The organism is Lysobacter sp. A286 (assembly GCF_054052105.1).
In genome coordinates this window covers 190227-204503 of sequence record NZ_JBSVRJ010000001.1, presented here as the reverse complement: position 1 = coordinate 204503, position 14277 = coordinate 190227, and the positions used below count along the sequence as shown (strand labels likewise).

General features: G+C 62.9%; 14 protein-coding genes. 4 read left to right on the top strand and 10 right to left on the bottom strand.

The annotated features are described in order from the left end of the window. Together rfbA and rfbC are read left to right on the top strand one after the other, a co-directional pair. A complete protein-coding gene (rfbA, locus tag ACW7G0_RS00965; RefSeq protein ID WP_456987081.1) occupies positions 1 to 885 on the top strand; it encodes a glucose-1-phosphate thymidylyltransferase RfbA in 885 nt (294 codons plus the stop codon). After that, positions 882 to 1448, top strand: a complete 567-nt coding sequence (gene rfbC, locus ACW7G0_RS00960) for a dTDP-4-dehydrorhamnose 3,5-epimerase (RefSeq protein WP_456987079.1) — start codon at positions 882 to 884, stop codon at positions 1446 to 1448. The genes rfbA and rfbC overlap by 4 nt, the downstream gene beginning before the upstream one ends. 5 nt (positions 1449 to 1453) lie before the next feature. Here rfbC and ACW7G0_RS00955 read toward each other — a convergent pair whose 3' ends face one another. From ACW7G0_RS00955 to ACW7G0_RS00940, 4 genes are all read right to left on the bottom strand, one after another. After that, positions 1454 to 2653, bottom strand: coding sequence for a glycosyltransferase family 2 protein (locus ACW7G0_RS00955; RefSeq protein WP_456987078.1), 1200 nt, complete (start codon positions 2651 to 2653; stop codon positions 1454 to 1456). A gap of 240 nt (positions 2654 to 2893) precedes the next feature. Beyond that, complete coding sequence (locus ACW7G0_RS00950) at positions 2894 to 3526, bottom strand: CoA transferase subunit B (protein ID WP_456987076.1); 633 nt, start codon at positions 3524 to 3526, stop codon at positions 2894 to 2896. Continuing rightward, positions 3526 to 4251, bottom strand: coding sequence for a CoA transferase subunit A (locus ACW7G0_RS00945; protein ID WP_456987075.1), 726 nt, complete (start codon positions 4249 to 4251; stop codon positions 3526 to 3528). The genes ACW7G0_RS00950 and ACW7G0_RS00945 overlap by 1 nt, the downstream gene beginning before the upstream one ends. Before the next feature lie 93 nt (positions 4252 to 4344). Continuing rightward, positions 4345 to 5757: a mannose-1-phosphate guanylyltransferase/mannose-6-phosphate isomerase gene (locus ACW7G0_RS00940; protein ID WP_456987073.1), complete on the bottom strand. Its 1413-nt coding sequence runs from the start codon at positions 5755 to 5757 to the stop codon at positions 4345 to 4347. A gap of 157 nt (positions 5758 to 5914) precedes the next feature. Between ACW7G0_RS00940 and ACW7G0_RS00935 the strand changes: the two genes are divergently transcribed. Beyond that, complete coding sequence (locus ACW7G0_RS00935; RefSeq protein WP_456987072.1) at positions 5915 to 6667, top strand: electron transfer flavoprotein subunit beta/FixA family protein; 753 nt, start codon at positions 5915 to 5917, stop codon at positions 6665 to 6667. 70 nt (positions 6668 to 6737) lie between these two features. Beyond that, entirely contained in the window at positions 6738 to 7676 is a 939-nt protein-coding gene (locus ACW7G0_RS00930) for an electron transfer flavoprotein subunit alpha/FixB family protein (RefSeq protein ID WP_456987071.1), read from the top strand. A gap of 148 nt (positions 7677 to 7824) precedes the next feature. Here the strand turns inward: ACW7G0_RS00930 and ACW7G0_RS00925 are convergent, their stop codons facing one another. The 6 genes from ACW7G0_RS00925 to ACW7G0_RS00900 form a co-directional block, all read right to left on the bottom strand. Then, the gene (locus tag ACW7G0_RS00925; RefSeq protein ID WP_456987069.1) at positions 7825 to 9723 is read right to left on the bottom strand and encodes a hypothetical protein; all 1899 of its coding nucleotides are present in this window, start codon (positions 9721 to 9723) and stop codon (positions 7825 to 7827) included. A gap of 70 nt (positions 9724 to 9793) precedes the next feature. Then, entirely contained in the window at positions 9794 to 10192 is a 399-nt protein-coding gene (locus ACW7G0_RS00920; protein ID WP_456987068.1) for a GtrA family protein, read from the bottom strand. A 28-nt stretch (positions 10193 to 10220) separates the two neighbouring features. After that, positions 10221 to 11015 (bottom strand): hypothetical protein, encoded by a 795-nt coding sequence (locus ACW7G0_RS00915; RefSeq protein ID WP_456987066.1) that lies wholly within the window; start codon positions 11013 to 11015, stop codon positions 10221 to 10223. Positions 11016 to 11254: 239 nt separating this feature from the next. After that, a complete protein-coding gene (locus tag ACW7G0_RS00910; protein ID WP_456987065.1) occupies positions 11255 to 12106 on the bottom strand; it encodes a WxcM-like domain-containing protein in 852 nt (283 codons plus the stop codon). Further along, positions 12103 to 13095: a glycosyltransferase gene (locus tag ACW7G0_RS00905; RefSeq protein ID WP_456987064.1), complete on the bottom strand. Its 993-nt coding sequence runs from the start codon at positions 13093 to 13095 to the stop codon at positions 12103 to 12105. The genes ACW7G0_RS00910 and ACW7G0_RS00905 overlap by 4 nt, the downstream gene beginning before the upstream one ends. Further along, the gene (locus ACW7G0_RS00900) at positions 13080 to 14189 is read right to left on the bottom strand and encodes a DegT/DnrJ/EryC1/StrS family aminotransferase (RefSeq protein WP_456987062.1); all 1110 of its coding nucleotides are present in this window, start codon (positions 14187 to 14189) and stop codon (positions 13080 to 13082) included. Before ACW7G0_RS00900 ends, ACW7G0_RS00905 begins: the two co-directional genes overlap by 16 nt. Between the last annotated feature and the right edge of the window lie 88 nt (positions 14190 to 14277).

Below are 14277 nucleotides of genomic sequence, written 5' to 3'. Positions count from 1 at the left end.
ATGACACGCAAGGGCATCATCCTGGCGGGCGGCTCCGGCACCCGGCTGTACCCGATCACCCAGTGCATCAGCAAGCAACTGCTGCCGGTGTACGACAAGCCGATGATCTACTACCCGCTGAGCGTGTTGATGCTGGCCGGGATCCGCGAGATATTGATTATCAACACCCCGCACGAGCAGGCATTGTTCCAGCGCCTGCTGGGCGACGGCTCGCAGTGGGGTCTGGACATCCAGTACGCCGCGCAGCCCAGCCCGGACGGCCTGGCGCAGGCGTTCACCATCGGCCGGGACTTCATCGACGGCCAGCCCAGCTGTCTGGTGCTGGGCGACAACATCTTCTACGGCCACGGCCTGACCGACACCCTGCGTCGCGCCAATGCCCGCACCGAGGGTGCCACCGTCTTCGGCTATCACGTCAGCGATCCGGAGCGCTATGGCGTGGCCGAACTGGACGCCCAGGGCAAGGTCCTCAGCATCGAGGAGAAGCCCGCCAAGCCGCGCTCCAATTACGCGATCACCGGGCTGTACTTCTATGACGACACCGTCTGCGACCGCGCCGCATCGCTGAAGCCATCGCCGCGCGGCGAGCTGGAGATCACCGATCTCAACCGCCTCTACCTGGATGACGGTGCACTGCACATGGAAGCCCTGGGACGGGGCTCGGCCTGGCTCGATACCGGTACCCACCAGTCGCTGCTGCAAGCCTCGACCTTCATTGAGACCATCGAAGCCCGCCAGGGACTGCGGGTCTGCTGCCCCGAGGAGATTTCCTGGCAGAACGGCTGGATCGACGACCAGCAATTGCTCAAGCTGGCCGAACCGCTGCTCAAGAACGGCTATGGCCAGTATCTGGCCGCCTTGATCGGACGCGAAACGCTGGCATGAACGTCATCGAGACCAACCTGCCCGGCTGCCTGATCATCGAGCCGAAAGTATTCGGTGATGCACGCGGCTTCTTCATGGAGACCTGGAGCCGCGAGCGCTATGCCGCCCTAGGCATCGGGCCGGATTTCGTTCAGTCCAACCTGTCACGCTCCGCACGCGGCGTGCTGCGCGGGCTGCATTACCAGTTGCCCAACTCGCAAGGAAAGTTGCTGAGCGTGCAGGAAGGGGAAGTCTTCGATGTGGCGGTGGATATTCGCCGCGGCTCGCCGAACTTCGGCCAATGGACCTCGGTTATCCTGTCGGCCGAGAACAAGCGCCAGCTCTGGGTCCCGGAAGGTTTCGCCCACGGCTTCGTCGCCATCAGCGAGTTCGCCCTGTTCTCGTACCTGTGCACCGCTCCCTACGATGCCAGCGCGGATGCCAATGTGGCCTGGAACGACCCGGACATCGGCATCGACTGGCCGGTCAATGCGCCGTCGCTATCCGGCAAGGACACCGCCGCCCCGCTACTCAAGGACGTGGCGGCATCCCGTCTCCCGGAGTATCCAGTCGCGACCACCTGATAGCTTTACAGGCCGAGTACCTCGGCTGCCGTTCCAACCTGCACGGCGGAATCGCCTTCGCCCTCGCCATCCGGGACGCGCCCGAAGCGCAATGCGCGGGCGCGGGACACATCGGCGGCGATGGTGCGAGCCCAGCTCCGCGCCGCTGGCGAGCCGTCGTCCAGCAACACTTCGGTCGTCGCCCCGGTTTTCAGCAGCATCCAACCCGCCGTCGCCAGCCAGTCGGGTGTCCACACGCAGATACCGGCGGCGCGCAGCTCGGCTTGCTCGCTGGCCGGGATCGAATGCATCAGGTGCAAGTCGATCGCACAGTCCTGCCTCGCCAGCGAGGCGAGCAGCGCGAGGAATCCGGTTCGACCCTCCTCCGGCGAGGAGCCACAAACGGCAACCAGTCGATAGCGCGCTCGTGCTCGCACGGCAACGTCCGGGTCGGTATCGGGCGCCGGATGGGAACGACGCAACACCTCATCCCACCGTTGAAGGAATTTGTCCCGGTTGGCAACTTGGTATGCCTTCATCCCCCGCGTCAAATCGGTACCGGCGCTTGCACCCTCCAGATGCACCACCACGGCATCGGGCTCGTAGACGACCCGTAAACCCATGGCGCGCACGCGCATGGCGAGGTCGGTGTCCTCGTAGTACGCCGGCGCGTACCGGGCATCCAGACCACCCAACTCCTCGAAGTGCCTGCGCGACAGCGCCACCGCGGCACCGGAGCCGTAATCCGCCGACCGGCGATAGCGATAACGGGGGTCGGAAGGGTGCCCGCCGCGCCCGTAGTTCCAGCCACTGGCATCAGAAAACACGATGCCTCCAGCCTCCTGCAACCTGCCATCGGGGTACTGCAGGCAGGCGCCCACCAGGCCGACATCCGGCAGTTCCAGGGTGTCGACCAGACGATCCAGCCACCCAGGGGTGACCAGCGTGTCGTTGTTGAGCAACACGATCACGCGACCACGGGCCAACGCCGCGCCGGCATTGCACGAGTGCACGAACCCGAGGTTGGTGTCGTTACGCCGGTACACCACACCCGGAAAATCCCGCACCTGGACCATCCCGCCATCGGTCGAGGCGTCGTCAACCACGATGACCTCAAACGAGCGCCCGGCGCCCGCGTTCGCCAGCGAGGCCAGACAGGCAACCGTCATCCCGGGATGGTTGAACACCGGGATGACGATGGAGACTTCGGGTGCCGATGTCGGCACCAATAACCTGCACTCGCCATCGCCGGCCACGGCGGGCGGCTCAAGCCGATGCCCACGCCGCTCGACAAAGCTTTGTACAAGGCGAGTCAGGACGTGCAACGGACGCCGCGGATGCAGCGCAAGCGTCGATCGCAAATCAGCAGCCAGGACGCGCAAGCGTCGCGATGCAGCCACGGGCACCCCTTTCAAAACGATCGATCCGACCATGGTACCGGCAGGCTGCGCCGGATCGAAACGCGATCAGGCCCGGGTGAATGTCGCTCCAGTCTTCGCCCGCAACTCGTCCTCACCAACATCCGGCGCCAGTTCCACGAGTTTCAGCCCATCGTCGGTGACGTCCATCACCGCCAGGTCGGTGATGATCCGGCTGACCACGCCGACACCGGTCAGCGGCAGCGTGCATTCGGACAGGATCTTCGGCTCGCCGCGCTTGGTGGTGTGCTCCATCAGCACGACCACGCGCTTGACGCCGGCCACCAGGTCCATCGCGCCGCCCATGCCCTTGACCATCTTCCCGGGCACCATCCAGTTGGCCAGGTCGCCCTTGTCGGTGACCTCCATGCCGCCCAGGATCGCCAAGTCGATGTGGCCGCCGCGGATCATGGCGAAACTGTCATGGCTGCCGAAATAGCTGGCGCCGGAACGTGCTGTGACGGTCTGCTTGCCCGCGTTGATCAGGTCCGCGTCGATCTCCTCGGCGGTCGGGAATGGACCGATGCCGAGCAGGCCGTTCTCAGATTGCAGCCAGACATCGACGCCATCGGGAATGTAGTTGGCGACCAGGGTCGGCAAGCCAATGCCGAGGTTGACGTACGCGCCATCGGTGAGTTCCTGCGCGGCGCGCTGCGCCATCTGCTCGCGGGACCAGGCCATTACTTGTCTCCTTCGCGCACGGTGCGCTGCTCGATCCGCTTCTCGGGGGTCGGGTTATGGACGATACGATCGACGTAGATGCCGGGCAGGTGCACGTGGTCGGGGTCAATCGCGCCGAGTTCGACGATCTCCTCGACTTCGACGATGCAGACTGCGCCGGCCATCGCCACCGCCGGGTTGAAGTTGCGCGCGGTCTTACGGAACACCAGGTTGCCCGACGGGTCAGCCTTCCAAGCCTTGACCAGCGACACATCGGCCTTGAGCGCGGTCTCCATCACGTAGTGCTTGCCGTCGAATTCGCGGGTCTCCTTGCCCTCGGCGACCACCGTGCCGTAACCGGTCGCGGTGAAGAATGCCGGGATGCCGGCGCCACCCGCGCGCAGGCGCTCGGCTAGCGTGCCCTGCGGGTTGAATTCGAGCTCGAGTTCGCCGGCGAGAAACTGGCGTTCGAACTCCTTGTTCTCGCCGACATAGGACGAAATCATCTTGCGGATCTGACGGGTGCCAAGCAGTTGGCCAAGGCCGAAGCCGTCGACACCGGCGTTGTTGGAGATCGCGGTCAAGCCGGTGACACCGGAATCGCGCAGCGCCTCGATCAGCGCCTCGGGGATGCCACACAGGCCAAAACCGCCCACGGCGAGGGTCTGGCCATCGGCGACCACGCCTTCCAGCGCGGCCTTGGCATCAGGGAATATCTTGGTCGATACGGTACTGGCCTGGGCCATGGGACGACTCCTGGTACGGGATGACGCCAGTCTACCGCGAGCATTGCGCCTCGCCGAAGTGGCCTTTCGGACACCCTCGCTGCGAGCAGCCCGCTACGACCTCCCGTACACATCCTCCAGCCGGACGATGTCGTCCTCGCCCAGGTAGCCGCCCGATTGCACCTCGATCAGCTCGACCGGCTCGGTTCCGCGGTTGCGCAACCGGTGCACGCTGCCAAGCGGAATAAAGGTGCTCTCGTTCTCGCGCAGCTCGAACACCCGCTCGTCACAGGTCACCTCGGCGACGCCGGACACGACCACCCAGTGCTCGGCACGGTGCTTGTGCTTCTGCAGGCTCAGCGCCGCACCGGGCTTGACCACGATGCGCTTGACCTGGAAGCGCTCGCCCACCCCAATCGAGTCGTAACTGCCCCACGGCCGATACACCTTGCGATGGAACAGGTGCTCGCTGCGGCCGGCCGCCTTGAGTTGCTCGACCACGGTCTTGACGTCCTGCACCCGGTCCTTGCGTGCCACCAGTGTCGCATCGGGCGTGTCGATGATGATCAGATCTTCGACGCCGATGGTGGCTATCAGACGCCGCTCCGCTGCCCGTATCAGGCTGTTGTTGGTATCCACCGAGATCACATCGCCCTCGACGCGATTGCCATCGGCATCGTGCTCGGCGACCGCCCACAAGGACGACCACGAGCCAATGTCGCTCCAGTCGCAACTTACCGGCACCACGGCGGCACGGTCGGTGTTTTCCATGACCGCGTAATCGATCGAATCGGCCGGACTGGCGGCAAACGGCGCTTCGTCGATGCGGATGAAATCCAGGTCCGAGCTGGAGGTTGCCCAGGCCGCGTGCGCCGCCGCCAGGATGGCCGGCGCGTGCTGGCCCAGTTCGTCCAGGTAACGCTGCGCGCGGAACAGGAACATGCCCGAGTTCCATGCATAACTGCCCTCGGACACATAACGCTCAGCCGTCGCCTGGTCAGGCTTCTCGACAAAACGCTCGATCCTGAAACCGCCCTCGCCCAGTGCCTCGCCGCGCAGGATGTAGCCGTAGCCGGTTTCGGCGTAATCGGGGGTGATGCCGAACGCCACCAGCCAGTCCTGTTTCGCCAGCTCAAGCGCGCCGGCGACGGCGACCCGGAACGCCGCCTCATCCTCGATCAGGTGATCGGCCGGCATCACCAGCAAGGTCGCATCGGAATCGGTCGCCAACACATGCAGCGCCGCCAACGCGATCGCCGGCGCGGTATTGCGCGCGACCGGCTCCAGCACGATGCCGCCGCTGGCGACCTCGATCGCCTGCAGCTGCTCGCCCACCATGAAGCGATGCAACTCGCTGCACACGGTGACCGGCGGCTGCACCCCCGGCAGACCGTTCGCGCGCAGGATCGTCTCCTGGTACAGCGAACGCTCACCGATCAGCGACAGGAACTGCTTGGGCTGGTTCTGCCGCGACAACGGCCACAACCGGGTCCCGCTGCCACCACTGAGTACGATTGGATGCAGCATGCTGGTTTCTCGACAAAAAGGTGTCGCCAAGGATAGCCGAACTGCTCATCCCGGCTACTGCGAGCACCGCCGCGCTCGGCTAGAATGGGCAGCTTCCGGGCCTGTATTCCGTTTCCCGAGCGGCTGGCCCCGCATTAATCAAGGAACCCCCACAACGATGAAAATCCTTGTCGGCTACAAGCGAGTGGTGGACTTCAACGTCCGCATCCAGGTTAAGCCGGACGGCTCCGGCGTGGTCACCGACGGCGTCAAGCTGTCGGCCAACCCGTTTGACGAGATCGCCCTGGAAGAAGCCCTGCGCCTGCGTGACAAGGGCATCGCGACCGAAGTCATCGTCGCCACCATCGCCCCGGCCGACGCCCAGGCCCACCTGCGCAACGGCCTGGCGATGGGCGCGAACCGCGCGATCCACGTGGTGGTCGACGCCGGCCAGAACATCCAGTCGCTGACCGCGGCGCGCGCCTTCGTCAAGCTGATCGAGAAGGAGCAGCCGGACCTGGTGATCCTGGGCAAGCAGGCGATCGACGACGACGCCAACCAGACCGGCCAGATGCTGGCCACGTTGTGGGGTCGCCCGCAGGCGACCTTTGCCTCCAAGCTGGAGGTGGCGGATGGCAAGGCCACCGTGACCCGCGAAGTGGATGCAGGCCTGGAAACCCTGGAAGTCGACCTGCCGGCCGTCATCACCACCGACCTGCGCCTGAATGAGCCGCGCTTCATCAAGCTGCCCGACATCATGAAGGCCAAGAGCAAGCCGATGGAAACCATCCCGTTCGCCGACCTTGGCGTCGACACCGGCGACACCCTCAAGACCACCCACTACGCCCCACCGCCGAAACGCAGCAAGGGCGTGATGGTCAAGGACGCCGCCGAACTGGTGGCCGCACTCAAATCCAAAGGGCTGCTGTAGGGCGGGTTATAACCCGCCACACCGCAACGTCAAACGGCGGGTTAAAACCCGCCCTACAGAGGAAATCTCGATGCCCAAAGTCCTGATCATCGCCGAACACCTGGACGGCAAGCTCAACGCCTCCACCGCCAAGTGCGTCACCGCCGCGCAAGCGCTGTCGCCGCAGAGCATCGACATCGTCGTGCTCGCCGCCGACCCGGCTGCAGTCGCCGCTGAAGCCGCGCAGATCGCCGGCGTCGCCAAGGTCCTGACCGTCGCCAACGACGCCAACGCCCACGCGATCGCCCAGGTGCTGGCCCCGCAGGTCGCCAAACTGGCAGACGGCTACAGCCACGTGTTCGGCCCGAGCACCACGTTCGGCAAGGATCTGATGCCCTGCGTCGCCGCCCTGCTCGGCGTGGCCCAGGTGTCGGACATCATGGCGGTCGAATCCAGCCACGTGTTCAAGCGCCCGATCTACGCCGGCAACGCGATCATCACCGTCGAAGCGCCGACTGAGCACCCCGTAGTCGCCACTGTGCGCACCGCCTCCTGGCAGGAAGCGGCAACCGGTGGCAATGCGAGCATCGAAGCCTCGTCGGCAGACGTCGAGCTGCCGACCCACACCCGCTTTGTCGGCCTCGCCGCCGGCGAATCCGACCGCCCCGACCTGCAGAGCGCCAAGCGCGTGGTCTCCGGCGGCCGCGGCGTCGGCTCGGAGGAAAACTTCAAGATCATCTACGACTTCGCCGACAAGCTCGGTGCCGCGGTCGGTGCCTCGCGCGCGGCGGTTGATGCTGGCTATTGCCCCAACGAGATGCAGGTCGGCCAGACCGGCAAGATCATCGCGCCGGAGCTTTATGTCGCGATCGGCATCAGCGGCGCGATCCAGCACCTGACTGGGATCAAGGATGCAGGCACCATCGTGGCGATCAACAAGGACGGCGATGCGCCGATCTTCGAGATTGCGGATATCGGTCTGGTGGGGGATCTGTTCAAGATTCTGCCTGAGCTGGAAGCGGCGCTCTAAGCCACTCGGGAAAAGCCGGTCAGTACGATCGATCTTTCCCAGTTACCCAGGTTTTACGGGCTGCCCAGATTCCACCAGCGCCACCCAAGGCCTGCAGCCGGTGAAGAGCCGGGCGCCGGCCGCGCCGTAGGGCCCACCAACAAGGGCTTTACCGCACACAGCTCACAGACAGGTTCGCAACCTGTGATGCGTTTGGCTTGGCCAACGGATCCAAGCGAAACCGGTCCCGGAACCCATCACGGCTCACCACCGTAAACTCGACCCGCGTCGACACCTGTCCGGGCACTGCTACCTTGCTGGAGAAGGCTTCCTTGAAGCGTGGCTCTCCCAGCGGCAGGTAGAAAAGCTGGGCAAAATCGGCCGTCGGCGTGGTGATGTCAGCGCTTACCCGCAGAGCCAAGCATTCCTGCATGGCCCGCTTGGCACCGGTGACGAAATACACGTTCACGTCCTTTCCGGCAGAAATGCTCAGCTTGCCCGAGTCGGACAACTGACCCTCCGCATGCTTGATTTCATATGCGCCCGCCGGCTGCCGGAGCGGATGATATTGCTTTGCAGCAGTTGGCTTGCCGTGGGCAAGCAGCATGGGCGGAAAATAACGCGTGAACGATGCGCCGGTTTTCAAGCCGTAGGTATATGCCGCCGTAAGATTCCGGCTGCCGAACAAAGAAGGGCATATCATGTCCGACTCGTCGAGAAGACTCTTCTGGATACACGGAATATCGTTGGCCGACCGCCGGGCCGAAACGTTGCTGAAGTAGTCGTTGTGCGCCATGGCGCCTTGGCTCAGCGCAAACAACGAGAGCACCACGGCCATGGCGCCCATACCGGCACTCACCCATCGACCACGTGCTACCGGCCATTTTCTGATCAGTACGAACGCCGCCGCAAACACCCATGGCCACAGTGCCGTCACCCAGAAGAAGTGGAAGCGGCGATACCCGAACTGGAAGATCTGGATGTCCGTATCGACGGAAGCCGGACGAAGGTTGGCGCGGCCTGCCGCCACCATCAGCAGATAGCTCGCAACCACTCCCACCAGCGAAAGAAAGATGATCAGAACGGCCCGATCGACCTCTGCGCCATCCTGCTTTCGCAGCAATCGAACGACCCCACAGCCAACCAGCGCCACAACGACCAGCAACGACACAATCGCCAGGCCCAGCGACCAGCCCCCCGCAGATGCCGGAAACATCAGGCTCCGCCCGACTTTACCCAGCAGGTAGAACCAGAAATCGGCATCTGTCGGCAGGGCCCAGGCTGCATCCGCCCGATGCGTCTTGCCGTGCTGGACGACCATGATCACCCGCAGTTGGACTGCCGTCGTGATGACGCCGCCCGCCAATACCGCAAGACCCGCCGCGCCGTACTTCGTCCACAGGCTGCGATCGATCGCACAGGCCAGCAGCCAGGTCGTGCCAAGCACCAGCGCGGCAAATGCGCCGGAGATATACGACAAGCCGGACACCAGCGCAACCGTGAACAGCGCCGCATGTTTCAACGCCGGGCGCCATGCGCAACACGTTACGAGGTACAGCATCGCGAACACACAGACCAGCGGAATCGCCTGCACATACGCCATGTTCTGCCAGCCCCAGTAAGAGTCCGGCTGCAGCATCAACAGCGTCGTCGAAAACGCGCACGCGGCCAGCAGCCGACTTGGCAGGACCCGCGCAAGCAATTTCCATTGCAGCCACAACAATGAACCCAGCACGGCCAGCATTGAAAGCAGTTGATAGGCGATTGAGTTGCCGTCCAGGTAGCGCTGGGCCAGCGCGTCCAGCACGCGGGTTGTCACCGACAGCGTGTCGTTCTCGGACTTGAACAGATGCGACAGCTCAAACGATGCGGCGCTGCCGGTCACGTAAGCGCGAAAGTCGTCGAGATAAGGCAAGTCGATCCCATACCGCAACCACGCCAGCGCCATGAAGAACAGGCTGATCACCGGCAAGCCGATCAGCACCCTCTCCAAGGTCGCAAAGGAGCGCCGGCCGTGCGTTTCTTCGCCTGAGACCGGTGTGGTCGATGGGGTCAGGTTCTCGTGCATGCGACGGCTATTCCGTAGTCATCATCAAAGGGGGTCGGGCAGACGATACCCGGGATTTCAAACATGCCGATCATTGCTCCGACGTTCTGCTCGAGCGTGGCAGTAGCACCGCCCGACTCAGAAAAAATGTCAGCGGCAGGGTAACGCAGGCCGAAACCAGCGGTGCCAGCCACTCATCGATACCTAACTTGGCCACCGCCAACGCAAGCACACCCGCACCCACGGCATAGCTGATCAGGTACACCAGCGGATAGAGCGCCAGCTTTTTCCAGGAATGGATGGTTTGAAACACGAAACGGGTGTTCAACACGTAACCCAGCGCAATCCCCGCCACAAAACTGATGGCATACGCCGCCTGATACCCCACCACCAGCAACAGCAGCCAATACAGGCCAAACGTGGCGGCGGTGTTGAAACCTCCACTGAAAAGAAACGAGACACCTTGTTTGAACAAGGCGCGCCCGATCACGCTTTCACAGCCGGATCAACAACACTCATCAGCCAGACTGCCCGTCACGCCGCTGTTGCTGCCATGCGGTGTAGCCGATGCCTTCCCACGGCATGCCCCGGTCGAAGGTCTCGCACCACGGATACACCGGCGAGCCATCGAACTTCGACTTGATGTCACGGACCGAGGCCACCTGCTTGCCGGGATTTCCCACCACCACCGCTTCGTCGGGCACATCACTGCGCACCAGCGACGACGCGCCGACCAGCGAATTGCTGCCCACGGTCACGCCGGGAAGAATCACCGACATCGTCGCGATCACCGCAAACTCCTCCACGGTGACACCAACAAGGGTGTTGGACGGCGGATGCGGATCATTGGTCAGTACCACGTAAGGAAAGATCCAGACGTAATCCTTCACGACACTCTTGTGGCCGATATGCACGTTGCTGTGCAGCCGCACGTAATTGCCGATATCGCAATGACCTTGAATATCCGACAGCGTGCCGATGCGGACGTGATGCCCAATGCGGGCACCTTCACGGATGGTGACCCGGTGACCACATTCGAAATGGGCACCCAACTCGGTGCCCGCATAGATGATCGTGCCGGAGCGGATGATCGCGCCGGAGCCGATGTTCAATACCGGGTTACGATAGCCCTCTGGATCGCTGTAGATACCGGCCTGGGGCTCTCCCAGAATACAGCCAGCACCCACCACTGTGTTGTCGCCTATGACGACGTTGTCGTACACGATCGAGCGCGCGCCCAAGGTCACATTGGTACCCAGGGTAACGTTGTCACCGATCAGGGCCGTAGGGTGGATTCCTTGAAAATTACGCATGGCAACATCCTCGACTGATTGTGCCGTTTGCCCGGGGCTGCCTGTGTTGGCCCCTCACAATGCGGCGTGAGCGTCCTAGCGGGAGTTCTGAAAACCTCTTGCACAACGGCATTCCAACCGGCGCATTTCAGCAGCCAAGGCCGGGCACGCTTGGCCCCTACCTTTTTCATCAAGAGCCCGAAGCCACCAGGCCCGCTTTTGCCGGAATCACAAACCTGCCGATTGGCGGCCGCGCATGACTACTGCCGCAGTGCCAGAAACTCCGCATAGTCCCGGATGTACTCGGCGCTGTCGTAGTACTCCGACGCGAACACCAGCAACACGGCATCCCGCGAATACTTGTACTGCACGCCCCAGGTCAACGCCGGCAGATACAACCCCGTCGCCGCGTCGTCCAGAAGAAACTCCTCTCGATTCACGCCATCGTCGGCCACCACGCTGCAGCTGCCGTGCACGCAAATGAGGAACTGCTTGCAGGTACGGTGGGCATGCTCGCCGCGCACCTCGGCATTCGGCACGCCAAACACCATGAAGTATCGCTTCGGCTCGAACGGTACCGAACGGTCGAACTCACCAACCGTCAGGTTGCCGCGCAGATCCAGAATGCGTGGAAAGCGGTGCAAGGTCACACCACGCACCGTCGTCGGGTACGCCCCAATCTCGCGCTCCCTCGTCGTCGCCGTTGAAGCGGCCTCGGGACGATCCGCCGACAACGTGTACCCGGTTATCTGGGCCGGATTGCCAGCCACGACGGCATGAGGCGGCACCGAACGCAACACGACCGTGCCGGCCATGATCCGCGCGCCGCGTGCCACGGTGACCCGGGTGGCAATCGTCGCGCCGGCGAGCAACTGCACATCCGTCTCGATCACCAGCTCGCCGCCGGTAGTATCCGCGCCCGCATCCAGGATGCAGCCGGCACCGACCGTCGAATCGTTGCCGATACAGCAAGGGCCGGTGAGCAACGCGCCCGGACCGACGCGAACGTTGTCGCCCAGCAAGACCTCCGGGCCAATCACGGCACCGGCTGCGATCTGACATCCCGCACCAATCCGCGCGGAAGGATCAACACAGGCGTGCGGGCTGATCATGGACTTGTCTCATCCTTGCGCGTGGTCAAAGTCGCCGTATCGGCGGGAAACGTCTCCACCAGCATCGGAATACTGAGCGGACGTCGTTTGGTGTTTTCATAAGCCCGCCAGGCGTAATTGCCCACCAGACCCAGGCCAAGTGCGTTCAAACCGCCAAAGAACAAGATAGCAAGCATCGTTCCGGCGTAACCGGGAACCGCGACCACGCCAGCTATCTTGGCCATCAGCACGATCACACCCAGCAAGGCCGAAACCGTCAAGCCGAACAAGCCGATACCCAGCAAGATCCGGATCGGTGCGTCGGTGAAGGCGAAAATACTGTCCATCAGGTAGTTCCACTTTTTACCGAATGTCCAAGCACTCTTGCCATGCTGGCGTTGCTGCCGTGCATAGGGTACGAAACGCCGCCGCCCCCCCATCCAGAACAGCAGCCCCAGTAGGCTGCCATTGGCCTCTTCGAAACTCACGATCCGATCAAGAAAGTCACGGTTAACTGCGAACACATCTACCCCGCCCGGCGGAACGTCGGCTTGCACAAAGCGTCGATAGATCCACCAGAAGATTCCGGAGGCGAGTTTCGAGCTCCACGGATCACTGCGAGACTCGCGCACTCCGAAAACGACATCGACATCGCCAACATCCAACAAACGGAAAAAACGCGACACCAGTTCCGGGGGCTCCTGCAAATCGGCAGCCATCACTGCCGCATGTTCGCCGGAGGCACGAATCAAGCCTTCGCGGATTGCGGAGAACGATCCGAAATTTCTGGACAACGCCACCAGCGTCGACGGGAATGCAACACTCGGCAACGCATCGCGCAAGCGGGCGTAACTGGCATCGGGGCTACCATCGACCACGAATATCGCTTCGAGTCGCCCGTCCAGTTCGTCGCTCAGCTTGCCGACGGCGGTTACCAAGTCCGGAATCGAACCCTCATTGCGGTACACCGGAATGACGAGCGAGAACCGCGGCGTCAAAAGCTGTTGCATGCATCCACCACGCGGCCAACTTCCGCATCCGTGAGTTCGGGAAAGCAGGGCAGACTCAACACGGTTGCTGCATCACTTTCAGTCACGGCAAGCGTGAGCGAGTCGAAGCTACCTTGGTGGCAAGGCTGACGATGATCCGGATTCGGATAATGCACTTCGCTTTGCACACCATTGGTGTCCAGATGCGCGCGAAGCTCTTCACGTGAATCGCATCGGACGACATACAGGTGGGCAACATATTGATCCCCGAGAACCACAGGTACCTCAATGCGTGGGTTGCGTATTTCCCGGGAATACCGGTTGGCGATGCCCCGTCGTCGCGCATTCCAGCCATCGAGCATCGGTAGCATTACCGACAGCATGGCGGCCTGGATTTCATCGAGGCGACTGTTGCGGCCACCGGGGATCTCGTTCGTATATTTGGATGTCCAGCCGTACTGCCGCAACTGCGCCGCGCGGGTGGCGACATGTTCGTGTCGGGTGACGATGGCGCCACCGTCACCGAGCGCGCCGAGATTTTTGGTCGGGTAAAAGCTGAAGCTGCCTGCGTCACCGATCGACCCTGCCCTGCGGCCATCCGACAGCCTCGCACCATGGGCCTGAGCGCAATCCTCCACCACCATCACACCTGCCGCGTGCGCCATCGAAACGATTTCGTCGATCTTTGCCATTCGACCATACAGATGGGTCACGATTACCGATTTCAACGGTTGACCATCGCGCAGCAGTGCAGCGAAGCATTCCGGGTCCATCGTTCCGCATCCGGGCTCGATATCCACGAAGACGACCTTAGCTCCCGCAGCGTATGTTGCGGACGCCCCGTACATGGCAGCGTTTGCAGTGACGGCCACCCGGTCGCCCGGCTCGACACCGACCGCCTTGAGCGCCAGCTCGAGTGCGTCGGTGCCATTTGCAACGCCCACGCAGTGAGGTGCGCCGCAATACGCGGCAAATTCACGCTCGAATGCCGCGACGTTCGGACCGAGTACATAAAAGCCGCTTTCGATCACCGTCGAGGCCGCACGTATCAGTTCCGATTGAACCGGGCCGATATGGCGTGACAAGGAGTTAAGTGGAACAGGTGCTGTCGTCATGGTGTCAGTGACTGGAAGTGATGGTGTACGAACATACGAACAGGCCGTCGCATCGGCGATGCCGACAGGATCGAAAGGGCGTTCCAGA

Bases quoted from the DNA above. Each gene is read 5' to 3' on its own strand.
- rfbA (WP_456987081.1), top strand. From the start codon at position 1: ATGACACGCAAGGGCATCATCCTGGCGGGCGGCTCCGGCACCCGGCTG.
- rfbC (WP_456987079.1), top strand. From the start codon at position 882: ATGAACGTCATCGAGACCAACCTGCCCGGCTGCCTGATCATCGAGCCG.
- ACW7G0_RS00950 (WP_456987076.1), bottom strand. From the start codon at position 3,526: ATGGCCTGGTCCCGCGAGCAGATGGCGCAGCGCGCCGCGCAGGAACTC.
- ACW7G0_RS00945 (WP_456987075.1), bottom strand. From the start codon at position 4,251: ATGGCCCAGGCCAGTACCGTATCGACCAAGATATTCCCTGATGCCAAG.
- ACW7G0_RS00940 (WP_456987073.1), bottom strand. From the start codon at position 5,757: ATGCTGCATCCAATCGTACTCAGTGGTGGCAGCGGGACCCGGTTGTGG.
- ACW7G0_RS00935 (WP_456987072.1), top strand. From the start codon at position 5,915: ATGAAAATCCTTGTCGGCTACAAGCGAGTGGTGGACTTCAACGTCCGC.
- ACW7G0_RS00930 (WP_456987071.1), top strand. From the start codon at position 6,738: ATGCCCAAAGTCCTGATCATCGCCGAACACCTGGACGGCAAGCTCAAC.
- ACW7G0_RS00925 (WP_456987069.1), bottom strand. From the start codon at position 9,723: ATGCACGAGAACCTGACCCCATCGACCACACCGGTCTCAGGCGAAGAA.
- ACW7G0_RS00915 (WP_456987066.1), bottom strand. From the start codon at position 11,015: ATGCGTAATTTTCAAGGAATCCACCCTACGGCCCTGATCGGTGACAAC.
- ACW7G0_RS00910 (WP_456987065.1), bottom strand. From the start codon at position 12,106: ATGATCAGCCCGCACGCCTGTGTTGATCCTTCCGCGCGGATTGGTGCG.
- ACW7G0_RS00905 (WP_456987064.1), bottom strand. From the start codon at position 13,095: ATGCAACAGCTTTTGACGCCGCGGTTCTCGCTCGTCATTCCGGTGTAC.
- ACW7G0_RS00900 (WP_456987062.1), bottom strand. From the start codon at position 14,189: ATGACGACAGCACCTGTTCCACTTAACTCCTTGTCACGCCATATCGGC.